Source organism: Flavobacterium procerum, assembly GCF_042431625.1.
GTDB lineage: Bacteria > Bacteroidota > Bacteroidia > Flavobacteriales > Flavobacteriaceae > Flavobacterium > Flavobacterium procerum.
In genome coordinates this window covers 154,740-178,877 of record NZ_JBHLYW010000008.1, presented here as the reverse complement: position 1 = coordinate 178,877, position 24,138 = coordinate 154,740, and the positions used below count along the sequence as shown (strand labels likewise).

The 24,138-nt window shown below is 31.7% G+C and carries 17 protein-coding genes; 2 read left to right on the top strand and 15 right to left on the bottom strand.

Annotated features, from left to right (window positions below; all coding sequences use genetic code 11):
- Window positions 1-31: 31 nt before the first annotated feature.
- From ACFFLS_RS10015 to ACFFLS_RS09945, 15 genes are all read right to left on the bottom strand, one after another.
- Window positions 32-589, bottom strand: coding sequence for a hypothetical protein (locus tag ACFFLS_RS10015; protein ID WP_379689340.1), 558 nt, complete (start codon window positions 587-589; stop codon window positions 32-34).
- Window positions 590-885: 296 nt separating this feature from the next.
- Window positions 886-1,593, bottom strand: a complete 708-nt coding sequence (locus tag ACFFLS_RS10010; protein WP_379685124.1) for a hypothetical protein — start codon at window positions 1,591-1,593, stop codon at window positions 886-888.
- Window positions 1,594-2,137: 544 nt separating this feature from the next.
- Entirely contained in the window at window positions 2,138-3,427 is a 1,290-nt protein-coding gene (locus ACFFLS_RS10005) for a hypothetical protein (protein WP_379685126.1), read from the bottom strand.
- A gap of 439 nt (window positions 3,428-3,866) precedes the next feature.
- Window positions 3,867-4,583 (bottom strand): toxin-antitoxin system YwqK family antitoxin, encoded by a 717-nt coding sequence (locus ACFFLS_RS10000; protein WP_379685128.1) that lies wholly within the window; start codon window positions 4,581-4,583, stop codon window positions 3,867-3,869.
- A gap of 35 nt (window positions 4,584-4,618) precedes the next feature.
- Complete coding sequence (locus tag ACFFLS_RS09995; RefSeq protein WP_379685130.1) at window positions 4,619-6,808, bottom strand: DUF4280 domain-containing protein; 2,190 nt, start codon at window positions 6,806-6,808, stop codon at window positions 4,619-4,621.
- A gap of 3 nt (window positions 6,809-6,811) precedes the next feature.
- Window positions 6,812-7,819 carry a hypothetical protein gene (locus ACFFLS_RS09990; protein WP_379685131.1) on the bottom strand — a complete coding sequence of 336 codons (1,008 nt, stop codon included), beginning with the start codon at window positions 7,817-7,819 and terminating at the stop codon, window positions 6,812-6,814.
- Between the two features lie 9 nt (window positions 7,820-7,828).
- Window positions 7,829-9,130, bottom strand: a complete 1,302-nt coding sequence (locus ACFFLS_RS09985; RefSeq protein WP_379685132.1) for a hypothetical protein — start codon at window positions 9,128-9,130, stop codon at window positions 7,829-7,831.
- Entirely contained in the window at window positions 9,123-9,680 is a 558-nt protein-coding gene (locus ACFFLS_RS09980; RefSeq protein ID WP_379685133.1) for a DUF6046 domain-containing protein, read from the bottom strand. Before ACFFLS_RS09980 ends, ACFFLS_RS09985 begins: the two co-directional genes overlap by 8 nt.
- A 21-nt stretch (window positions 9,681-9,701) precedes the next feature.
- Window positions 9,702-10,172: a hypothetical protein gene (locus tag ACFFLS_RS09975; RefSeq protein ID WP_379685135.1), complete on the bottom strand. Its 471-nt coding sequence runs from the start codon at window positions 10,170-10,172 to the stop codon at window positions 9,702-9,704.
- A 21-nt stretch (window positions 10,173-10,193) separates the two neighbouring features.
- Window positions 10,194-10,388 carry a hypothetical protein gene (locus ACFFLS_RS09970; RefSeq protein ID WP_379685137.1) on the bottom strand — a complete coding sequence of 65 codons (195 nt, stop codon included), beginning with the start codon at window positions 10,386-10,388 and terminating at the stop codon, window positions 10,194-10,196.
- A 290-nt stretch (window positions 10,389-10,678) separates the two neighbouring features.
- Window positions 10,679-12,235, bottom strand: a complete 1,557-nt coding sequence (locus ACFFLS_RS09965; RefSeq protein WP_379685139.1) for a hypothetical protein — start codon at window positions 12,233-12,235, stop codon at window positions 10,679-10,681.
- Between the two features lie 40 nt (window positions 12,236-12,275).
- Window positions 12,276-12,467: a hypothetical protein gene (locus tag ACFFLS_RS09960; protein WP_379685141.1), complete on the bottom strand. Its 192-nt coding sequence runs from the start codon at window positions 12,465-12,467 to the stop codon at window positions 12,276-12,278.
- 69 nt (window positions 12,468-12,536) lie between these two features.
- Complete coding sequence (locus ACFFLS_RS09955; protein ID WP_379685142.1) at window positions 12,537-14,156, bottom strand: hypothetical protein; 1,620 nt, start codon at window positions 14,154-14,156, stop codon at window positions 12,537-12,539.
- 400 nt (window positions 14,157-14,556) lie between these two features.
- Entirely contained in the window at window positions 14,557-16,344 is a 1,788-nt protein-coding gene (locus ACFFLS_RS09950) for a hypothetical protein (RefSeq protein ID WP_379685144.1), read from the bottom strand.
- Between the two features lie 379 nt (window positions 16,345-16,723).
- Window positions 16,724-18,604 (bottom strand): autotransporter outer membrane beta-barrel domain-containing protein, encoded by a 1,881-nt coding sequence (locus ACFFLS_RS09945; protein ID WP_379685146.1) that lies wholly within the window; start codon window positions 18,602-18,604, stop codon window positions 16,724-16,726.
- 392 nt (window positions 18,605-18,996) lie between these two features.
- Between ACFFLS_RS09945 and ACFFLS_RS09940 the strand changes: the two genes are divergently transcribed.
- Window positions 18,997-23,004 carry a hypothetical protein gene (locus ACFFLS_RS09940; RefSeq protein WP_379685148.1) on the top strand — a complete coding sequence of 1,336 codons (4,008 nt, stop codon included), beginning with the start codon at window positions 18,997-18,999 and terminating at the stop codon, window positions 23,002-23,004.
- 260 nt (window positions 23,005-23,264) lie between these two features.
- Window positions 23,265-24,089: a hypothetical protein gene (locus tag ACFFLS_RS09935; protein ID WP_379689338.1), complete on the top strand. Its 825-nt coding sequence runs from the start codon at window positions 23,265-23,267 to the stop codon at window positions 24,087-24,089.
- Window positions 24,090-24,138 lie beyond the last annotated feature (49 nt).

Here is a 24,138-nt window from a genome sequence, read left to right as displayed (position 1 = left end):
TCTTTTTTGTTTTATATCTAAATCTGGTTTCTTATTCAATTCTTTTTATTTTGTTTCTTAAAGATATAAGTTTAACCGGAACTCTATTTGAATATATTTTACCATCAAATAAAACATATCCATTTTCTTTGATTTCTCTTTTTTGATCTTCAGTTATTTTAGATTTAGTGAATAAGGAATCGTTCTTTAAAGAAACTGAACCTTGGTTTGGTTTTAGTTTTTCTGTGTTTGAAATCCATTTTTGGTTATCTCGATAAGGTAAATTAATTATCGATGTAAGATATTTTGTTTCTCCAGGATGTAGTACAAAACAGTGTAAAGATTCATCTGGAGAATCAATTTCTTTTAAGGCATAAATTCTTTCAAGTTTGTTTTTTTTCAGAAAGCTGTCAATAAGTAGACTTCTTTCTTTGGTTTCGAGAATTGGAGTAATGCAAAAGCCTTGTATTCTTGTTGAACGGCCATCTAATATCGAATCATTTTTGTATAAACTAAAATCTAATGAATTTAGTGGCGAAAAGTTCTTTTTACCTAAAGCTTCACGATAAAGATCCCTCTCCAATGTTCCAATAGAATTCTCATTAAACATTATGAAATATTTTTTATTAGAATTATTAGTTATTCGGTAATGAAGTATATTTTTTGATAAACTGTCGTACTCTTTATTTGGCTGATAGCGAGTTTCGATAAAATTAAAACTTTTTAAACTGTCAACGCAAATTATCTCATTGGTCAGCAATTCGATTTTTAAATCTTGTTCTTTTTTATTGCATGAAAAGAGAATTAGAATTAAAGAAATTAAAAGGAATGAATTTTTCATAATATTATGTTGTAAATAACCGCTTTATCTTATTCAGTTGTTCTAAAATGAAAGGGAATTAGGAATCAGTTTTCTTTATACTCCTCATTTAAGATGCCATCTTCGTCTCTTTCAATCACTTCTCCATATGGTTCTTCTAGATTTACGCCAAACATTTCAATGATTAGTTTTTCTTTTTCGGCACCAAGATCTAAGCCTTCTAATTCTTTATCGCTAAAACTTGTTCTTCGAAATATCTGGCTTGGAAATACTATATAGTCTTTGGGTTTTCCATTTTTTACAAAAAGAAGAATGATTTTAGGGTAAGTTTCTTCTATGCCACGACCTGTTATTGTGTATGTACGGGTGATGAATTTATTATGTATTACTTCGTAATAGTTAAAAAGAATATCTGAAATTTTATTCATTTGTTCCTCGGTAACTAAAGTCTTAGAATCATGAAATTTTGATTTTATGTAGTTTCGCGGTTCTTTATCATCATAATATTTGGGTGTCACAATATATACAGAATCATATTTTGAAAAGGGAAACAGTTTTTTTCTTTCTTCTAACGGAATTTTGAAAAACGGCATCAGAGTGTCTTTTTCATGGCTTATTTCTAAAGGAGATGGAGGCCAACTCGGAAGTTTGGAAAGATAGTCTAAATGATTGTGGTAAAAATCACATTGTTCCTCACAATACATATTTCGAAGCTCGATAAGTTTTTTTGTTTGGGCATTGCTTATAAATACAAGAAATAAGATTAGTATGTTAAATGTTTTTTGTGATTTCATTTTAGATTACTTTAATGACTTTCTTTTATTAGAATCTTAGAGTTGGTTACTATTTATAAACGTTATGATAGATAAGTGAGTCTTTTTTCTACAGTAACTCTTCGACTAGATTTCCTTTGTCACTATATAGTTTTAAAGTGTCTGTAAAATAACCATTTTTAGTTTCAATTTCATAATAGAGTTTTCCATTTTCGTGAAAGTCTTTTTCTAGTCCTGTACCATTTTTAAAATATTCTTCTCTATATATAATTCTTTTTTTTAAGAGAATCTAAAGAATCGTAATCAAAACTTCTGCTACTTATCCATTGACCTGACTGTTTTCCATCTATCAATTGGCTTTTTCTGTCTCCAATATGTTCATAAAATCCGCTTATATAATCACCATGATTATATGTTTTGTAAAGAAATAATGATTGAATTACTGGGATATAATTACTGCAAGAACTACATTCAAAATAATGATTATTTAAATAGATTTCAGCTTTACCTACATATCCACCTTGTGTATTATCTATATCGAGTGTATTGTTTTTTGCTAATACAGCTAATTTTTGTTTTCCTCAGTTTTTACAAGATGACCATTTTCATAATATTCTGTTTTTGTAATTGTGGTTTCATCAAATTTTTCACTGTAACTTCCTTGTGAGCAGCCATAATTATAAGTTCCTGATTTGTGTATTATGTACTCTTTTTTGAAAAGTGTATTATTCAAATTGTAATACGTTTTTTCTATAGTTTCTGTTTGTGTAAACGGGTTTTCTGTGAATTTTACATTTAGAACAACTTCATCTGAATGAGATACCTTTTTTTTGTTTTCAAAATAATCTGTCTGGGTTAAAAAATAGATACCATCTTTAATTTTGTCTTTGACCATTCTTAAACTTATATAGGTTTTATTGCCCTGTTCGTCATAGCCCTCTGTACACATAAAGTAAGGATTTTTTTTGCTGCGCTCCAGAATGAATTTATTTTTTATTAATTGCCCGTTTTTGTATTCTTTCTCAGACTCAAAAAGAGTGTCTTTTGCTTTTACTGTTCGAATTGTTTTAGTAACCTGATTTCCGTTTATGGCTTCTCTGTAATTTTTTTCGACACCGTTTTCAAAAGTTCTTTTTGTTTTTAAAATCATTTCTCCTTTGTCATTGTAGGTAAACGATTCGTTTTCGTATTCTTTTTTATAAAGCCAATCGGGTTGATTGTAAGAAGAAAGCCATTTTTGCTTATAAGTATTTCTAACTTTGATTCCGTTTTCTAGAGTATCAACAATATTAGGGTCGTATTTTTGATTAAAAACCAAAGAGTCTTTTTTATACAAAAGCTTTTCTGTAAGTCTTCCTTTGTTGTTGTAGAGTTTCAATGTGTCAGTAAAATAGCCATCTTTAGTGTAAGCTTCAAAGTAAATCTTTCTGTTTCCATGAAATTCTTTCCATAATCCTGTTCCCATTTTGAAAGTGGTTTCGTAGATAACTTTGTTATCTACATCTATTATTTTAAAAATACTGTCTCTAAGACCGCATTTGAAATATTCTTCTTTAGAGAACCGTTTAAGATTGCCTAAATTATCACAGCAACAGGCTTTAGTTATGAATTTTCCTTCTTTATAACCGTTTGATATTTTCCCCTCTCTACTACAACCATCTACAAATTCAGTTCTTATCTCGCATCCGGAAAAATCTTTCTCTCTATTTGGAAAGTCCTTAAATAGGTAATTGCTATTGTAGTTGTCCATTGTTAGGCAGTCTACTTCTACAAAGCCAATTTTTGCTTCCTGTTTTTTTAATATACCACAGGATAGAATTATAAAAAAAAGAAAAAAATAATATTTGTTTTTCATTTATTTGGTTTTTAGGTACATTTTTTTATGCTTTTCCTTCACTGTAATTTTTGAAATCATTTCTCATTGTTTTAATTTGGTTATAACTATAAAACAACTTATCATTATTATAATCCATAAAGTTTTTTGTTGTCAAGTTATCTGTTGAAGATTGTTTGAACATGATATAATTAGAATTTACTTGATTAATAACTAAGTTGTGATATTCTAAACTTTGATTGAGTAATTTCAAGTAAACCTTTTTTAAAAAATTGCCAACTACATTTAATTTTACATATCCTGAATCTTTTTTATCTGAAAGATTTTCTTTTGCTAAAGTATTTTCTCCAATTAAAGCTGTTTATTCTGTTCTTGTGATTCTGGAATAAAAAGGAGCTAAATATTAGTTTTCCTTATTTTGTGATTTCATTTATGAGTATTTTTAAATCCCTTTTTTGAATTACGGCACTTTTACCAAGAAAACATCCTTAAATTCTTTTTTTGTTTTATATCGAAGGGTATTTCTAAGAGATCCTCGCTTTAAATCTTTTGCTTCATAAGAATCTACTTCCACAAAAGTGCTGTCATTAGGGGTGTATCGATATTTTACACACGAATTATTTCCTATGTAATAAACCAGTGTGTCTTTCTGATAAAATCGTTTTGCAAAAACTCTGCCTTCATTGTTGTGCAACCTTAGCGTATCTGTAAAATAGCCGTCTTTGGTATACATTTCAAAATATAATGTTCCATTGCTATGAAATTCTTTCCATAGTCCTGTGCCCATTTTAAAAGTAGTTTCATAGACGACTTTGCCATCATTATCAAATTGTCTGAAAATACTATCTCGTAGGCCGTGTTTAAAATATTCTTCTTTGTATATTTTTCCTTTTGCAACAACATTTTCATCTTTGTCAAAATCCGCATTTCCAATTAACCATTTACCTTCTTTAAAACCATTAATAATTTTACCATAACGTGTCCCACCTTCTTCAAAGTTTTCTATATAAGAAATTTCTCCGTAACCCGGAATATCCTCGCCAGGAAAGTCTGTGTACTGATAACTACCACCATTAATAACAGCCATGCCTTTAGGAGATGCTTTAAAAGGAGTTGTTCGTTTAAAAATACAAGATGTAAAAATTATTGTAATTATTAAATATAAACTGATTTTCATTTTTACTAATTTATTAATTGTTGGTTTATAAAAAATTAGACATAATTATTAATGTCATTTCGCATGATTATAATTTGATTGCGCATAAGAAAGAGTCTTTTATCATTATTATGGTAATCCATAAAGTTTTTTGTTATCAACTTATCTGTTGAAGATTGTTTAAACATTATATAATTAGAATTTATTTGATTAATAACCAAGTTATAATACTTTAAACTTTGATTGAGTAATTTCAAGAAATCTTTTTTTAAAAAATTACCAACTACATTTAATTGTATATATCCTGAATCCTTTTTATCTGAAAGATTTTCTTTTGCTAAAGTATTTTCTCCAATCAACGTATTTGCAAAATCAATCCAAGTATCACATACATCTATATATTGCTTTTTCGTTTGAGAAGAATTAATTTTATAAGAATCAGGATAGTTTTTATATTTAGCTTTTACCTCTTTTTTATCTTCTATATTTTTGTCTTTTATACTTTCATATTTAGTGATAATAGAATCAAGAGAATTAATTAAATCATTCTTTTTTCCGAATAAATTAACTTGGCTATATTTATCATGACTTGATGTTTCAGTTTTCTTTATAGTTTTTAAGATGCCAGCGATATATAGTGGATTTTTTCTACCATCTATTAGCTCAGGTTCTCCATTTCCTAAAATATTATTTCTAATAATGTTATAATCATTCATTTCTTCTAAATGATAAAATAGATGAGGTAATCCAAGCATGTGACTTATTTCATGTGCATAAGTGTCTTTCTTATTTGTATTATTATAAACAAATATTGTGTCATGATTTAGTGGTTCAGTTCTGCTGAAAGCTACTGCCTCATTGTTCATAGCTTTTCCATCTCCCAAAATGATTAAACCACCTGAATATTTTACTTTAAGCTTTTTAGTATATTCCTCAATTGTAACGTAATCAATAGATTTAGTGATCATTATTGGTTCTCCTTCATCATTTTTTTTGCCACTATCCACATCAATTTTATAAAAAAGCATTCCTATATTATTTTCTAATCTGTAATACGATTTGCTTTCCCAATCTTTTTTATCAAAAGCGTATAAATAATTATCAAGATTAACGCTAGGATTATCTAAATTAGTAAACATTTCCTGATTTTCAATTACAACTTTATAGCCTGCCTGATTTAATGAGTTTTCATTAAGGTATTTTGTGATCTCACCATCTTTAAACTTTTTAAATAATGCCTTTGCTTTTTCACTTGGGTTTCCTTCATTTGATACCAAGGCGATAACCCTGAATTTTAGTTCCAAAACCTTATTTTCCATCATATTAAGTCCGCCTACTTCACGTGGGCCAAGTGCTCCAGTATGTACAAAAGCATACTTTATGTCTAAAGATTCTTTTAGACATTTTACTTTAAGTAGTAATTTCTCATTGCTTGTTATTTTTTTTCTTGTAGTTTTTTTGTCTTTTTCTCCTCCTACAATTTCAAATTCGTAGTAGTCATCCCCCGTAATTGATATGTAATCATCTTGAGGGGTTCCTTTAAAAAAAACTTCAAGACTTAGTTTGATGAATACTTCTGGGTCTGGATTTGGTTGTAATAAAACGAAGGGAATATCAACATGATTATAAAAATTAGTAAATCCGTAATTTTCCTTAATTGCTTGTTTTGCATCTTGTTTGTCTGTGTCACTTCTTACAGCTACTATGTCACCTAAATCCGCAGGGGTATTTCCTTTTCTATAAAAATATTCGATATTTTCAAAAGGAACACCTTGTATTTTCTGGATTTCCATTGTTTCTGGATCCAAATCTAACCAATCAAAACCAAATTCTCCTTTATAGTCTTCCAAAGTTCGTATTTTGACATAAACATTTGAAATTTCTGTTGGTTTAGAGGAGTAATCTCCTAATATAACGTTATTTGTTGCAGATTGTTTTGAATCTACAATAGAAATTGTTCCGCCTTGTGTACATTGACATTCAGAATCTTCCAGCAATCCTTTATTTTGAGTCTGAAACACGTCGCTTTTTGCGCTACTCCATGGTGCATCAATAACAGGTACGCATGGAGTAGGCGGGTCAGTTTTTTTACAGCTAACAAAATGGGGTAAGAATGTTTTTTCATTTTCGGTCGCCATTAACTTATTCTGAATGAAAATTTTGTTTTGAGAATTAACCATAAGTGTCCCCTCAGAATCGCTCAAAGTGCATTTACACTTAGCGCCGTTACAGATATATTTTGCCATGATTTAATTGATTAATACGTTTTCTCCTCTTATGGTCGTGTTTTTAGCAGCTTCGACTTGTATTTCCATTTTGGCTTTCATGTTGATATTTGCATTGGCATCGATATTAATATTTTCGCCTTTTAAGTTTATATTACCAGTGGTCAGAATATTAACACCGTGTTGCCCTAAAATTTCAATTAAATTGTCAGCATCTTTTTTTAATTGAATTCTGTCTCTCTCTAAAAGAATAGTGTCGTTTGATTCTGTAAGTTTAATTTCTGCTTTTTCGCTGCCACTAATTTCAAATGTTAGCTTTTCTTTTTCTTCATCATTAAATAAATGAGCTTCAATATTGCTTGGCTTTATTAATAAACTAGTTCGTTTTTTACCATTGTCATCATTTATTTTAAAATCGATTATATTTTTTGTCATTGCCAAAACAGACCCTTCTGTTACCACGTTGTTTTTAATCGAATTAAAAGTCGTTCTAAGGCTATCAGACGCAAAATGCGTAACAGCCAGAGGCTTTTCATCTTCGTTGAAATAACTGATTTTAAAGTTTTGATCTTTGTCAAACTCTATTTTAGCTACATCAGTAATTTTAACTTCATTGGTTTCGGTTTCATTATCTGCTTTGATGTAGCGAATATGAAGTTTATTGCCATCTGCACTGTAATCAAAAAATAATTTCGGATCGTTTACAGCCTGGATTCTTCCCATTATTCGGTCTACTTCGGCATATTGCGAAATAAATGCTCTCGTTTCAACTCCATCAATAATTGAAGCCAAAACCCAGCTGTCTTTTTTCGGAATGCTAATAATTCCTTGTTCCACGTCTTGAATAGAAGCTTTTAAACGCACATTTTTGATAATTGCACCGTCAGCCCTCATGATGTTTACCGTATAAACATCTTCTGGATTATGAAGCGACTCTACTTCTTTGTTTATTTTGATGACTTTTGCCGCAAAAGTTTCAATGTTCTGATTGTTTGCGGCTACATTTTTTATTAAATCTTTTATAGTTTCCATTTTCTTTTTCTATATTGATTCGACTCTTCTTCCTAAATAAATTTTTTGTCTATAGCCGTTTTCGCCATAACTTCGTTCCACTTTTTCGACCTGAAAGGTTCCGTTTTTTTCTTTGTCTTTTGCATTTTCAAGAACCACCTTATCTGTCGGACGCACAAACGGCTCTCCAAAAGTCAGGATATAACCTTCAAATCCGTTTGGTTTTGATTGCATTGCTCTTAAAGCCGCATATTGGTATAATTCTGAAGCGATTTCTGTTGTCGTTTTTGCGAAAGAAGTTTCTTCGTTGGGCAATTCATCGCTGTCGCTATGCAATACATGTGTTTTTATCAATTGTCCGTTTGGATCGCCTAATTCTACATAAATTGGCGAGTTGGAGTTCTTGAAATATTTTTCTACACGGATTCGGATATTTTTTGTCGATTCTTTAACCACAACCAATTTATCTTCGATAATATTATAACGGAATCTGAAGTTTACGGTTCCAGTAAAGCCTCCAGCAACAGATTGAACTGCTTTGTTTAACTGAGAAGCCAAAAGATTGAGCCCTTCATTAATCAGTTTTTTTACCAATGTTCCTGCCAGCGGACTTTTGATAAAATTGCGATCGATAAAACCAGATAATTCTTTGGCATTGTGTTGCTGCGGATTATTGGTAATCGTAAGAACCGGACCTGTAATTTCGGTTTTAAAATAAGTGTAGATTCCTTTGTCTTTCAGCATTTCGAAAACCTGTGCCAAGCTATGGTTTCGACTCACCACTATGTTTCCTATGTTTTCATCAAGAGCATTTATTTTAAAAGGAAGCTGCAGTTCTTTCATCCTCTTTTCAAAAAAAGTTTTCGGATTAAAATTGTCGACATTTGTAGCCGGATTAGCGGCCACAACATTCAAATTGTCTTTTTTATCCTGAACGTCATTATCTTTTACTGCTTTTACTTTTTTAAAAGCATACATAGCATCTTCACAGGTTATTACTGCATTAATATCAGACTGAACACTAGTAATATAGCCTCTAAAAGCAGGTTTGTAATCGCCGTCGTATCCTAAAAAGATTTCGATGTAATTTTCGAGTTTAAAAAAATCGTGAATTGTTTTTTCTTCTCCGTTCGCATTTTTAAACAGATTCTGATCAAATCCTTTCGTGTTGGTGTACACTTTTTGCGGCATCACAATAGTGGCCGTGTCCGTAAGTGATTTGTATGAATTGTTTATGTCTACATTTTTGACATAATTGAATTCATAAAACTTAGGAGTCGGAATCAGTTTTACCGTTTCGTAAACTTTAATTTTGGCATTGAGTTTAAGCATTGTCTCTGATTATTAGTTCGACAGTTTCATCTGATGTGGCACTGGCCGTAAATTTTTGAATATTTTTTGTTCCCGAAATTGAAGGAATCGAGTAGGAGTCTATTACAATTTCGTAGATTCCAAATCGGTTCAAAATAGCGTGTGTTACTCTTAGAGAATATGGAGCATTTAAGAATTGCTTCAACAGGAAAAGTTTTTCTTTTGGATATTCATCTCCGGTTTCATTAGCAATAAGTCCTTCGATAGAAATGCTGAAATCACCATTTGTGATGTGCTCTTTAATGGTAGAATCTCTTCCTTCAACGCCTTCTTTTCGTATCATTTTAGAACGGCTCAGGTTTACGGTAACAGCGTCTACTCTTAAACTTGGCAAGTTGAGGTCATTTTTAGAAAGCGGTTCAAAAACCAAAGGAGCAAAGACTCTCAAGTTAAATTCGCCTCCGGTTTTATCAATAATAAAATCTTTAGATTCCGATTCGTTATAATTAATACCGCTGTATTCAATATCTTTGGTTTCTAAAATTTCGTTAACATTAAAATTGAATTTCATAATGATTTATTTTTTTGATTTTTAGTTTGAAAATGTTTTGGCAAAGGCATTTATCAGTGTGTTTTCCATTCTTATTTCGGTATGTTTCTGCAGCCAAAGCGCTTCTTCGAGCAGTTTATAAAATTCATCCATAGGGAGTTTGTACGGATCTACCGAAAAAGCATTTCTGATAAGTGCTGCCGATTTTTTGAATTCGTCTTTCTTAGGAGTTGCATCTATAGAAAATTCGCTGTCATTTTTTATCATGGCGACAATTGAATTTCCTGCCGAAAGCATAAATTCTTCGTCGTAATTTTCTTTGTCAAGCAAACATTCTTTAAATAAAAACAAAATCGCTTCGTGCGGATTGTCTTTGTATTTGTTCTGATACTTTAAAAATGAACTAAAAGACGGTTTTTTGCAGTAAGCTGTAATCGACAAATCATCTGATGTGAATTTTAAGACTGCTCCGTATTTTTCTTTTAAGTTTTGAATTGCTGTTTCGTCTAACATTTTGTTTGGTTTGAATTAAAATTAGATACTGCTGTCTCTGCTTTCTTTTTTGATGGCTTCGGCAAGGCTTTCACTTTTTTCAGATTTGTTTAAGGTCGAAATAGTGAAATTTTCTATAAAAATGCTTCCTTCTGACGATTGCGTCAAGGGATTTTTAAAATTGCTCATATCGGGCGTCGGAGGAGCTTCTCCTAAATCTTTTGATTTAAAATCCATGATTGATATAATGTTAACGGTTGATATATTTATTAAGTGATTTGCACAATCGAAGTGCTGGCTTTCAGGTATAATCTGAAAACGAATTGTAAAATTTATGCTTGTTTTGGGATTCTAATAGATGAATTAGAGTATGTAAAAGTAGTGCTTAAGAGGGTGAAAAAAGAATATTTAAGCGTTGGTTTTCAGTAGTTTCAGTAGAAAAAAGGATTGTGTCTTTTGCTTTTTAAATAAAAAATACGTCAAAATCATTTTTGACTTTAACGTATTTTTATTTAGTAAGTTATGAATTATTCCAAGTTAGTCAAAGGCGATACTGCCCAAGTATCAGTTCCCGTTTTTATAGCTAACTGCATGGTTTCAAGCTGAAAGTATGATTTTCCTATTGGTGCATCAGGATAGGCCATATTAAGCCATTGTTTAGTTAAGACAGAACTATAAATTATTTTGTCAATAACCGAAGGCAGGCTAATATTTCCATTGACATCAGCCTTTGTATCGTTTACGGATACGGGTAGTGTAAAGTTGCCTTTAACCCCCGTTGGTAAAAAAGCTTTAGAGTTGACAGTTACTCTAGAACTGTCAATGTCAGTTGTTGCAGAACCAGTTGGTAAAAGATTTGTTCTAAATTTTAATCCATTCTGCAAATAGAAGGACTCTCTAACAATCATATTTCCAAGTAACTGTACAACCTTTTTTTGAGTTCCTAAATCATCAATGCTCCAATAATTAAGTCTTATTTCTGGACTTGTAGCATTATTTGTAGGATCTTTGAATACGAGTCCTCCACTACCTAAAAAATTTACATTACTTCTAAAGTTAGTATTGCCTGATTCTATGTTAAAATATTCTCCAGTGATAGTCACTCCTGGTCGCCCCAAAATTTTTACTCCTTCAGAACCTCCCCCTGCTAACGTTAGAATTCCTGCTCTCGAATCGATATAAAATCCCTGATTTTGTGACATGGCCAATTCGCCCCACGAAGAAGCGTCCATTTTAATTCCTTCATTTGAGTTTGATCTTAATGTTATTTTGCCCGTTGATTGTCCGTCAATTTTAATACCGTCGTTATTGCCTATAGCGATTTCTCCTTTTCCTCTTGTTTGCAAATTAATTCCATTTTCTGTATTGAAAAAGAATGCTTTATCGCCACTACCATTTAATTCTAGAAATGCTTTTTCACCTAAAGATACACGCATATTCTGAACTTCTACAGAAGTACTACCTGCATTCAGAGTTTGTTGCCAAGTTGGTGCGCCACCACCTTGACCGCTAATATTTACGTTTCCATTTATATCCGCGGGAATTCCGTTTACTCTCGAAACAAGTGTCACTGATGGTTCGGTTGTTTCTGCTGGAAGCTGATAATTCGTAAGTTTTTGTAAATTATCAGATTTAATTACACCAGTTCCATTTTGAGACAAATTGGTTTTTAGTAATAAACCATTGGTGTTTAGCTTGAAACCCAATTCATTAGCGTAATCACTTCTAGTGTATAATGAAGTAATATAATCAGCACCATATAAAATTCCAGAAAAATTCCCATTATGCGACTTTTCTATTCTTAAACCGCCAGGTCTGAATTGCATACTGTTTAATTCCCATCCAGGCGCATATTGATTGGTAAAACTCATGTAATCATTTTGCCCGTTAGTATAGTAATTATTACCTTTCGTAAGTACATCGCTTATGTTTGGTGCTAGTGTCTCAGCTCCTTCAATTTCGTCTAAAGAAACTTTTTCGAACTTATGTCTAAAAGAATCCCAAGTGTCTGAGAATTGCTGTTCTGTTGGCTTTGAGCCAGTTTTGAACCAGCTTTTAATGATGTTTATAGGTTGTATGGCCATATTTAATTTTTTAAGTTGAATGTTCTTTAAAGTAATTTTATTATTCTGTTTTATCTTCAAATATCGGTGTAATGCCTGGCAGTACTGCAGACAAGACCAAACCAATTAATTTAATTCTGTTGATTGTTACCAACGATAATCCAGCATCTTGTAAAAGATCGAATTTAGTGTCGATAAAACCTGTCAGTACAATTAAAAGACTTGCGATAACGGCAATTTTTTGTTTGTTCATGGTTATATTTTTAAGTTGTTGTTCTAAAGTATTGATAAAGTGCTTGTTAGTTTTTTGAATTTGAAACAATTAAAATGCAATCATTAGTACTCCTACAGAAGTTCTGTAAACATCTCCAGATTTTAAACCAGCAGCCAATGCTGCTGCATTGTTTTCATAAACCGGAGCTGTTCCTATGTTTACTGCGCCATTCAGTGATAATTTAGAACCTCTTGAAACAAATCGGTTACCAATGTTAATAATGCCGTCTACAGCGGCATCTTCTGGAAGCCCTTCAGAGCCTATATAAATATTAAAACTTCCAGTGGTTATATATCTTCCAGCAAATTTTCCAATACCAGTATTTGCAATACCAGTAGTAACAGCGCCTAAAGAATAATTCCCAACAGCATTATTAGAATGTCCCGAAGTATTTAGACCAAGAGCCGTATGTCCGATAGCGGTGTTAGAAAATCCCGATGTATTGTAACGCAAAGCATATGTTCCGATGGCCGCGTTTTTATCTGTACCAGTTGCGTCAGACATACAATACGCGCCAATAGCGGTTGATTGTCCTAAAGCAGAAACCATTTTTGATAAGGCACTGCATCCAATAGCGACATTAAATGGTGAAGTTGCGTTCTCTGCTAATGCAAGGCTTCCTACAGCAGTGTTTGCTGTTGCAGTAGTATTTTTGCTTAAAGCACGGCGTCCGAAAGCATCATTAAAAGTTCCCGTAGTATTTTCTCTTAAAGCTGAAACTCCAAGTGCAGTGTTGCTGGAACCAGTAGTATTAGTGAATAATGCAGCGGCTCCAATTCCAGTATTATGATTACCAGTGGTAGTACTTATTCCGGCATCAGAACCTACCATGGTATTATTCTGACCTGTTGTTAAATATTGTAAAGGGCCTTCGATTTCTCCATCTCCATTTCCAATGGCTACATTATATTGTCCTGTGGTTACAGATGCTAATCCATTTCGGCCTATTACCAGATTATTCTCGAAATTGGCATTTCCTTTCCCAATTCTAATTCCGTTGATTTTTTTATCTGTACCTCCCAATTCTTGCAAGGAATCATTAGTAACGATTCCAGATTCTGTTGCCGAAACAGGAGATTGTGATCCTCCTGCTTCAATAATCACATTTCCGTTGACATCAGCAGGAATACCATTTACTTTTGAGACCAGCGTAACCGAAGGTTCAGTGGTTTCTGCTGGAAGTTGATAATCAGTTACTTTTGTTAAATTGTCAGTTTTGATAATTCCTGTACCGCTTTCAGAAGTGTTGGTTTTTAACAATAAACCTTCCGTGCTTAAATTAAAGCCGACCTCGTTTGCGTAATCACTTCTCGAATATATCGAACCAAGATGATCTCCTCCATACACGATTCCATCAGTTTTCCCTCCATGCGATTTTTCTACTCTGACGCCACCCGGCATAAATTGCATTCTATTAAATTGCCAGCCCGGAGCATATTGGTTTGAAAATACCATATAATCATTCTGTCCGTTGGTGTAGTAATTGTTTCCTTTAGTGAGTACTTCGCTTATGTTTGGTGTCAACGCATCGACTCCTTCGATTTCTTGTACAGAAACTTTTTCATCTTTATGTCTAAAAGAATCCCAAGTATCTGAGAATTGCTGTTCGGTTGGTTTTAAACCTGTTTTAAACCAACTTTTTATGATTTCTAATGTTTGAATTGGCATATTTCTGTTTTAATTATATGATTTGAAAACAAGTAGTTTTACGTTTCTTAATTTAAACAGCTTTTGTCTGGGATTTTAGGTATTTTTCTAATACCTCTTAATGCGTCGTTCATTGTGGTATTTGTTTAATTGGATTAATAATTTGTTCTGGAATAGAATAGCGCAGAAAGTATTTTTTTTATTTAAAAAGAGTACGCTATTAAAATTTTGGGATGTAAAAGTAGGTTGAAAGAATAGAAAAAGTAGAAAATTCAGATGAGGTTTTTCTGTGATTTCAGTAGAAATAAATAAGGTTCAAAAACTGATTAATGTGAAGTAAAAAAGCCAATACAGGGATATATTGACTTTTGGTTTTTGATAATAATTTAATTAAATCGTAATGTTTTTTAAAAATCTTCGCTTATTGATGAAGTGCGATGTATTTTACTGCTAAATCACAAAAATTAATACCCAGATTTATTTTTAGATCTTCATTTGAAGTGTCAGTAAATGTAAGACGTAGAACATTATTACAATACACTGTAACTGTTGTCCCAATACGTTCAATATACCATTGACCATTCAAAATATTGTTATAAAATCCTTGACGTGAATCTCCAGTCGAGGCTTGATAAAAATTCAAATTATTATTCGTAGTTGCATACACACTAATCATTGTTTTAAATTTCATAGCATTATTGACCGACACCAAACTGATATAATCTAAATTTTGATTGGTTATATCGTTAATATAAATTGGCGATTTAGTAGCTTTTCCAGTTATTCTAAAATTCTGACCAGCAGGAATAATATAATCCAAATCTGCAGTTGTCTTAATTCCACGTCCAGTAGTTCTTATAATTCCATCTGCATCTAAAGTTGCAGAACCTGTTAGTATTTTAAAATTTTCTGATGTTGGAGTATAAACTGTTCCAAGAATCACAAACATTGCATTTGGAAATGTTGCTGATGTACCATTGTTTAAAGTAATGCTAAAGAGCCCTTCTTCAATCCCAGTTGTAACATTTATCAATACCAGTGAAGAACTTTTAAATATTACCGAGTTCACTGTTTGACCAGCTATACTCACAGTCATTGTTGGTGTAAAAAAAGAGCCATGGAGATAAACATTAAAAGTTGTATTTGGCAACTGATTATCCGGTACAATATATTCTAAAAAAGGAGCAGGCATAAGTCCGACTGTGTACAAACCTAATTTTCCAGCCGAATTAACAGACAAAACTTTATTTATGGGTATTACACCATCATTCCGATTTTGTGGATAATTACTTAATGCAATATCCTTATTTAAAAAGCTTGTAATTTCAGTTACATCTGCAATTGTGATAGGTGTTTGTCCAACACCAAAACTTCGACCTCTTAGGTTAAGTTCAAAAGTTCTGCCTGTATCTGATGTAATGTATTTAACAATTTCGTTAGGGCCTACAAGAAGTACAGGGCTTAAGGCATTTATATAAGAAACAAAACCTGCAGCGTTTTGAGTATTCAAAACTGTAGAAGCTATTGTTTTTGTAGTTGTTGTCACGGGAGTTAAAGTAGCAAGTTTGGTTATTTCAGATGCATTTATTAGTCGGTCACCAGAAACCTTGTCAACTTTATTCGCTGTCAACAAATCAAGCAGACCTTTCAAGGTTTTTCCTTGTTCTGCTGTCAGTGCTTTCGCTACGCCCCCAGTTGTAAGATTGTTTACTAGAATTGTATTCAGAGACATTTTAATATTTTCAACAGCATCAACAATTTCCTGAACAGAATCTAGGTCAACATTGTCAGAACTTAAAAGCGTATTCATTGCATCGATTTGTTCTTTGAAAATCTGCGATTGTTCACCTAAAATCTTTCCCTGTTCGGCTGTTAAAGGATTGTTGCCTCCTGTTGTAAGGTCGTCTACCATATGCAAACTGCTTGTGGGAATTTTAGACAGATTATCTAAGCCAGCATAACCACCAGCTTGATTTTTATTGGCTTTGTCTTCTTTTTTAGGATGTGAATCGGAACTTGCAAGATGATTTTGGAACTCTGATTTATCAACTTTATTATCTAAGAAAACATCAATATCTTCTATATCCTGGTTCGGTATTTTTTCATCTTTATGTCTAAAAGAATCCCAAGTATCTGAGAATTGCTGTTCGGTTGGTTTTAAACCAGTCTTAAACCAGCTTTTTATGATTTCTAATGTTTGAATTGGCATTTTATTTTTTATAATTGTTAATAGAAATGTTCTTTGTAAAATAGAGTTAAAGATTTTTTTATACAGCTTTTGTCGGGGATTTTAGGTATTTTTCTAATACCTCTTACTACGTAATTCATCTTGGTATTTATTTAGATAGGATTAATAATGTGTTGTTTTGTATATGATTATAGAATAGAAGAAGTGATTTCCCTTGAAATGAAGAATACCATTCTGAAAATTTGAGAGGGTAAAAGTAGTTTGGAGGAATGGAAAAAAAAGAAATTTTGAATGTGGTTTTTCGGTAGTTGCAGTAGAAAAAAATCTTTTAATCAGATTTAAAACAAACAGGATTGCGAGAAAAAATCTTGCAATCCTGTTGTTCTTAATTATATAAAAGCTATGATCTTATTGTCTCTAAATAAAGTCCATAATTTGTATTTCGCAAAACTAGGCTTGCATTTTGGCCATTTGCATTGTTGTTGTCAGCGTAGGCAACAGTATTCACAAAAACAAATGAGAATTGCGCCTCGGATGCTCCAAATGTTCTATTATTTTCTGCATTGCGTAAATAATATGATTTATTTGTTTCAGTTTTTATTTCATTTAAAAAAATCTCCTCAACTAAATCAACTTTTGACCACTGCGCTTTAAGAGGGTCAGAATTTTGAAGTGATGTAATTAAAGAATTTTGATAGCACTTATTGCCACCTGATATTGTACCGGAATACTCTAAAATCTTAACTCTATCTACGGCATTTGAGCCTGTATAATTTGTAGCAAATAATCCATTGTTTACTTTTAAATAAATTTCCACTTTTGATATCGTAGGCAATACTGTTCCTCCACCTTGTCTTGATTGCAATAACTGATTTATCATATTTAATCTTAGGACAGAACTATTTCCAATTTTTCCAATTACTGTATTAGTTGAAGCTTTTTCAATTGTTGTTGAAATAACACCATCAATATTTGTTTGAATACTATTTAAAGATTTATATGCTAAAAAGATAAGTCCGTCAGTGGTTGTAATTAATCTTGATCTAGCACCTGAATGGGTTTCGAAAAGATTTCCATTCTCATCACGTTCGATTGCTCCATCTGGAGGAGCAGTCGTTAAAGGTTTATTTGCAATAATAAGATAAGGTAAAGTCGCAATACCATTTTGATCAAACTTAGTCGTTAAAACATCATTTTTTCTAAATTGTAGCAAATCACCAGTTGAAGCTGTAGCTGAGTTAAAAATAGCACCTATACCATTTGTGATATTAGAAATTTGTTGACCTTTTCCATTGAGGTTGTTAATTATAAAGTTGCCTGTTCCTGTTGAATTATTAAAACAGACAATCCCACTGCCTGTTGAATCATTAACAGAATTAATACCAATCCCTATACCATTATTTGACGCGTGAATACCAAAACCATCTGAAGAATTAGTGACACGAATTCCTAGGCCTTTATTAGTATTTTTTATATTTAAGACTTGTGTTGAAGCAGTACCATTATTAGTCAAATCTATACCGTTTAATTGTGAAGTGCCTATATTAGTTGAACTTTTGATACCATTGAAAGATTCATTGCCAGATTTATGTAATACAGTGCTTTCAATCCAAGTCCACCAATTAAATAACTTAGAACGGCTGACAATTTTATTGTCTTCTGAAACTGCCGATGTAATTTGTGTTTCTGCATCATTTGCAATTGTTGCGGTCAACTTAATTTCATTAAGCTTTTTTCCCATTTCGGCAGTTAGAGCTTTTGTAACTCCGCCAGTGTTCAAATCATTTACCAAAATAGTACTCAAAGATATTTTAACTTCTTCAACCGCATCAACGATTTCCTGAAGTGTATCAAGATCTACATTATCAGACTCCAATAAAGTTTGAATTCCATTAATCTGATTCTGTAAAATTTTACCTTGTTCGGCACTAAGAAGTGAAGTTGTACCACCAGAAACCAAATCATTTACAATGTCTAAGTATTGACTAGTTAATTTTGTGAAATTATTTAAAGGAGCGTATCCACCAGCAATGCCTTTTTGAGATTTATCTTCTTTATTTGCAAATAACAATCCGTGTGCGAGTTGATCGCTTGTATGATTTTCAAACTGCGATTTTTCAGCCTTTGTATTTAATGTCGTTTCTAGATTTTCAATATCTTTTATCGGAACTTTTTCAAACTTATGTCGAAAAGAATCCCAAGTTTCCCAAAATTGATTTTGAGAAGGTTTTAATCCAGTCTTGAACCAGCTTTTTATTGTATTTAAGGGTTGAATTGCCATGTTTTTTGTTTTTTAATAGTTGTTTAAGAGCTTATTTATTGTATAAATGTTGAGGTAAATCTTTAAATGAAAGATTGAATTGTGAGAGAAATAAAAAGTACTCTTGTCGGGAATTTTGGGCATTTTACGAATGCCCCTTGAGAATAAAAAATCCATAACGGCTATTTTTAAATGATTAATAATTAAAGTCGAGTGGTATTTTTTATATGAATGGAAGGATACTTGTTACAATTTATTTTGTAAAAAGCAGTATTCGGAATCTCGTTTTTTGGATAAACAAAAGTAGGAATAGGATTATTTTTTGAGGTAAAAAAAGAGAATGGAATTCAGTAGCTTCATCAAAAAGAATACTTGCTGAAACTACTGAATTCAAGCGGTTTGAAATTTAAAAAATGAAAATTGGAGCAGTATTTTTACAGCCTGAAAAAAACAACGCGATGAATAAAAATACAATCCACAATTTTAATATTTCGGTAGAAAATAGTGCCGACATACAAAGCTCAGAACAATTAACCCAAAACATGATAAAAGAGCTTGCCAAAGTTTCAAGAGAAATCAATCAGCAAAAAGATATCGTACAACTTTGGCAAGAACAGAACCAGAATAATACTGTTCTAAAAAAACATCAAACTCCAGCCGAAGAAGGCGCTATCGATACCCATTCTGCAACAAAAGCAGATACATCGTTTAACACTACTTCTTCGGTTTCGGGTATTTCTTTATCGTTGTCAGAATCAAATTATAACGCTTCAATCGGAGGAGGCGCTGCAGATACTACTCAAGGAACAACAATGAGTTCTTTTACGTCGATTAGCAATACTCTTCCGGTTTCGAAAGCAGATGATATTCTGAATGATTCAATTAGTATTTATAACGGTATGGATGGAAAACAAAGTCTGACAATACCCACAACACTTCAGAACAATGAGCCTTCTGTAGAAGTTGTTAAGGCTGAAATTCAAAAGAAATTGAATGAGGCAAAAAAAGAAAATAATCCTGAAGCTACCGAATATTGGACACGTATTAGTAAAGCTTTTGAGGAAGGGATGGTCGCCTCAGATTTTAATGGCAAGCCAAATGAAATGCTTTTCACACAAATGTACACTGCTTTAAAGCAATCAAAGTCATTAGTAGAAATTAGAAACTTTAATTGGGAGAACGTTCGTAAAGAAATGATTAAAGCAATTGATGCTAATATTCTTAAAGAGAAAATTTCAGGCGATAGTAAAAAACGTTGGACAACGATTAAGATGCAATTGTCTAATGAAAATGCCGATATTGCCAATCTTTTTGCAAATGATGAATTGTTTGCATTGCTTAGAGAAGTTCTAGGTCTTGAAGATTTGCCAAATACGATAACCATAACAACAAAAACAAAAATATATCCTAATTTAAGTCCTGGAAGGCTTTATGCACGTATCGGGAAAAAAGATGTTTATGCATCTCTTAGAAAAATCGATAAAATTGATGAGAAAGGAAGGGCTGTAAATAGTGGAGCTGTAAAAATTAAAAATACCAATGCCGTTTCATTTATGACAGGAGAAAGTTTGGAATTTTTCCTTGATGAAACTTTAATAACCGAAAGCCTTTCTGAAAAGGAAAACATTAACTGGGTTATTTATAAAGACTCCAAAAAACTGGGAGTCGATTTTGTAGACAAAGGAACTTCATTTGCTTATAATTTCACCAGCCCTGGAACTTATATTGTAGAAGCATATGGATCAAGTTCTGGCGCAATTACAAAAACAAGAGTAATTAAGTCAGCATTTGTAAAATTTAAAGTAATTGCTCAGGAGATTGTCATTATGCCACCTGCAAGCAGTGAAGGAGAATTTATAAGACCTTTTGCTGAAGAAAAATTATTTTTAGTATCTCTAAAAAATACTACACTAAAACCTTTAAATCCGATCAAACTTTATTATCAGATTGAAACTACACTAAATGGGAAAAAATCAATTTCAGAAGAAAAAGAATTAGATTCAATCGGAATTATCAAATTGGCGATGCCTGACTTAGGAACTTATAAAATTAAAGTGTCAAGCAAGGACCAATACAGATTGAGTAAAGAATTTAAGACTTCTGTGATTAAAAATGAAGTTACGAGTATTGCTCCTACGGGACAAAAATCAGGTAATGTGTTTTTGTTGGGCAGTTTAAACAGTACTTTAACCTTACAAGCCAAAACTTTTGAAATGGATCCGACAGATGTCGAAAAAAGAGCTGTAAAGTGGATTGTTTATGATGCTAAAAACAAGCCTTATTTGACTCCGGGAACTGCACTATTTACTAACACAAGAGATTCGAAAAAATCATTTGTTCATAAAGGAAATTCTTTTACCATTGTAATTCCCCAAGACGAGGGCAATTACACGGTAGAAGCTTTTAGTGAGCGTCAAAAAGGAGTTAAATCAAAATCTGTTTATAGGTTTGAAGTAAAACATCCGCAAATTACAGAGGCTCATTGGGCATGGAGTACTGGAAACCAAAAAACAACTTCGGGCCTTTTAGGAGAAGGCAATTGGATTAAGACCAGCATTCCACATTATAATAATCAAAAAGTTAGGATTTATTTTTATTTAAACAACAAAAAGACAAGTCATTATATTGATGTATATACCAATAAAAATGGTGAGATTTCTAAAGAAATAAGATTCGATTCTGATTTTCAAAAACGTATTGGATTCCAAGGTCAAAATAATGCCAAAATTGGATTTAAATTGTTAGGAATTCAAAATGGAACACCGTACAAATTTAAGTCGCCAGCTGATTATGATGCTAATACTGTTTTATCTGTCACAACTAAAAAAGAAGTAATCGATGTTTTCTTTAGATATGATGGAAAAAGAGTAAGTTCTGAAGACGAAGTTCCGTTTAACAAAAAAGGATCGGTTGTAACTATAGTTGCTAAAACCCAAAATATGATTGGAGATGAAATTACATTGAAAGCCCATAAAGTAAATGACAAGCCACTGTTTATTAGTAAAGTAAAAGTAAATTCAGAAGGAATAGCAGCCACAACTTTTCTTTTGAGAAACTTTGATGAAAAACTCAAAATAGGAACAAAAATTAGTTATAATGTAGTTGTTTTGGAGTATCCTACAAGACATTTGAAGAATAAAGGAATGGTTTTAATTGTGGGTGAGGGTGAAAAGAAAGAAACAATGGATGAAAACACTCTTGGATTAATTTGGGGAGCAAAAGTTAGTGTTGCGTTTAGGCAAAAAGTTGTTTCAATTTGTAAGGATATGTGGGGAGAAGAAAAAAAATATGAAATGGCAAATGCTTTAATGATTGCTATGTCTGTAGAAACAGGAGAATCATTCAGTAGCTCATTAATTAGATCAACCAAAGAAGGAAAATATTATGGAGTTTCTAAAGAAGAACATAAAAATAATCCAAATTTAGTGCATAATCAACCTATTGGATTAGCTCAGTTTACACCAGATGCCGTTAAATCTCTTATCTTGAATGAAAAAGGAATTTCTGAAAATAAACAAACAGCCGATGCCATAACTATCAGAGAAGTTGATGACTATAAACAAAAATTAGCATTATTATCTCCTGAAGAACAATTAAGTTATGTTAAAACATATTTAATGCTTTTCAATAATCATAAAAAAGTAAAAAGACCAGAAGATGTTTATATGATAATTTTTGCTCCAAGAGCTGCGGGTAAAGAGGATGATGAAGAAATTTATAAAAAGTATTTAACAGAGGAGGATAAAATATATAATAGAGAAAATATAAAATATACCAAGAATGCCTCAATGGATATTATAAACAATGGGTTTAACAGAGGAAATAATGATAGTATAATTCAATACAGAGAGCTGTTGTCTAGATATCGTGAAATGAAAGCAAAAGGATTAAGATATACAATAGATATTAATGAAGCTAGAAAATTAAATCAGGTTTTAGCCGAAAAAATTCTTAAGGGTGGAAGAGTGACTTTTGCAAATGCACATAGTTCAGGTGTAATTGACCAAGCTATGGCAATAGACAATATAACAGATACTAGTATTGGTAAAAATGCAAAACAAAGTAATTACGGGACAGCACTAGGAGGTGAAGTAGAAGTGTTGTCGGAACTACTTTATATAATGTATCAATTAAGTAAAGATTACACTTTCAAAGTGTCCGAAATTAGTGGAGCAGATCACTCAAGAAATAGTAGTCATTATTTTGGAAAAGCATTTGATGTTTCTGAAATAAATGGATTAGATATAGGTCAAGGAAGTGGTGAAGAAGCTGTAGCAAATCCAAAAGTTACGGATCAATTAATAAATGAGTTTAGGGCAAAAGCATTAAGTTATGGTGCATTGTTGGTTTGGAATCGAATTACCGACACTGACGATGTTAAAAAACAACATCATAATCATTTTCATGTTGAAGTAAAATAGAATCAAAATATAAAAATATTATTTTCGTAAAAAAAAACATTATGCTGAAGAACTTGGTTAATCTCGTTTTAATTTCTTGTTTATTCATTTCGTGCAAGGAAAACAATAGCTCATCATCTACTAAAACTGCAAAAGTTTCAGAATTTGGTAATACTGGAATAGTTAGTGCTATTTCTGGGACTATTATTTATAGTGAAAATTCTGTAGAGTCAGAAAAAATTGGAAAACTTAATTATGCTGAAAAAGTCACTATTGTTAATTTGAATAACGATAAAAAATTACTGGGTATTAATTTGAATGGCAAATATGGCTATGTAGAAAAAGCGGCAATAGAAATAATTTCACCTGAAGTTAACAAAAAAAGCTATTTTACAAAAGACTGTTATTGCCTGCTCAAATCAAATAAAATCAAGACAATTAACTTTCCAACTAAATTCGATACTATCCATTTTTTGTTTAATGATGATAAAATAAATATGGTGCAGCAAATTTTATATTATAGAAAAGGTTCCGACGAAAAAATAACACCTATCGACACTACGAATTTAGGATATTCAACAGTTTATAGATATATTGACAAAAACAATAATTTTACTTGCCAAGTAATTGATCCCGATAAAAACGAGCGTTTTTTAGATTGTTACAATACAAGAACTAATTATAAGATTAGGGAAAATAAAACTACATTTACTAATAGTTATGATGATGTGATTTTTGAATTATATTTCGCAAAAAACCTATTTAATTTGGATGTTTGCTATGCGAAAATTGATTATCCAGAATTTATTGATCCATTACAAAGTTTTGATTTTAAAAACCAAAATTTAATAATAGAACAAGAAATTTCTCAAATCAATAAAAATATACCAGTACGGTTATATGATATAAATACAAGCGAACCTGTTGCTTATAACCAATGTTTTCTTTTTTTTAATTATCTAAGAGATATTAAAATCATCGAAAAAAACGGAAAGAAAAGATATTTTGCAAAAATCAATATTCCTGAAAATGAAGATTCCGCTCTAAAAGGAGAATTTTATATTGATTTGAAAGAAGTTGCAATGTTTGCTTCGATTACTTATTGATTAAAAAAACAATAATCAAAAGCGCAAAAATTAAAATATTTTTGCGCTT

What these genes read in the sequence shown, in the direction of transcription:
- ACFFLS_RS10015 (WP_379689340.1), bottom strand. Translation starts at nt 589, where the DNA reads ATGTTTAATGAGAATTCTATTGGAACATTGGAGAGGGATCTTTATCGT.
- ACFFLS_RS10010 (WP_379685124.1), bottom strand. Translation starts at nt 1,593, where the DNA reads ATGAAATCACAAAAAACATTTAACATACTAATCTTATTTCTTGTATTT.
- ACFFLS_RS10005 (WP_379685126.1), bottom strand. Translation starts at nt 3,427, where the DNA reads ATGAAAAACAAATATTATTTTTTTCTTTTTTTTATAATTCTATCCTGT.
- ACFFLS_RS10000 (WP_379685128.1), bottom strand. Translation starts at nt 4,583, where the DNA reads ATGAAAATCAGTTTATATTTAATAATTACAATAATTTTTACATCTTGT.
- ACFFLS_RS09995 (WP_379685130.1), bottom strand. Translation starts at nt 6,808, where the DNA reads ATGGCAAAATATATCTGTAACGGCGCTAAGTGTAAATGCACTTTGAGC.
- ACFFLS_RS09990 (WP_379685131.1), bottom strand. Translation starts at nt 7,819, where the DNA reads ATGGAAACTATAAAAGATTTAATAAAAAATGTAGCCGCAAACAATCAG.
- ACFFLS_RS09985 (WP_379685132.1), bottom strand. Translation starts at nt 9,130, where the DNA reads ATGCTTAAACTCAATGCCAAAATTAAAGTTTACGAAACGGTAAAACTG.
- ACFFLS_RS09980 (WP_379685133.1), bottom strand. Translation starts at nt 9,680, where the DNA reads ATGAAATTCAATTTTAATGTTAACGAAATTTTAGAAACCAAAGATATT.
- ACFFLS_RS09975 (WP_379685135.1), bottom strand. Translation starts at nt 10,172, where the DNA reads ATGTTAGACGAAACAGCAATTCAAAACTTAAAAGAAAAATACGGAGCA.
- ACFFLS_RS09970 (WP_379685137.1), bottom strand. Translation starts at nt 10,388, where the DNA reads ATGGATTTTAAATCAAAAGATTTAGGAGAAGCTCCTCCGACGCCCGAT.
- ACFFLS_RS09965 (WP_379685139.1), bottom strand. Translation starts at nt 12,235, where the DNA reads ATGGCCATACAACCTATAAACATCATTAAAAGCTGGTTCAAAACTGGC.
- ACFFLS_RS09960 (WP_379685141.1), bottom strand. Translation starts at nt 12,467, where the DNA reads ATGAACAAACAAAAAATTGCCGTTATCGCAAGTCTTTTAATTGTACTG.
- ACFFLS_RS09955 (WP_379685142.1), bottom strand. Translation starts at nt 14,156, where the DNA reads ATGCCAATTCAAACATTAGAAATCATAAAAAGTTGGTTTAAAACAGGT.
- ACFFLS_RS09950 (WP_379685144.1), bottom strand. Translation starts at nt 16,344, where the DNA reads ATGCCAATTCAAACATTAGAAATCATAAAAAGCTGGTTTAAGACTGGT.
- ACFFLS_RS09945 (WP_379685146.1), bottom strand. Translation starts at nt 18,604, where the DNA reads ATGGCAATTCAACCCTTAAATACAATAAAAAGCTGGTTCAAGACTGGA.
- ACFFLS_RS09940 (WP_379685148.1), top strand. Translation starts at nt 18,997, where the DNA reads ATGAAAATTGGAGCAGTATTTTTACAGCCTGAAAAAAACAACGCGATG.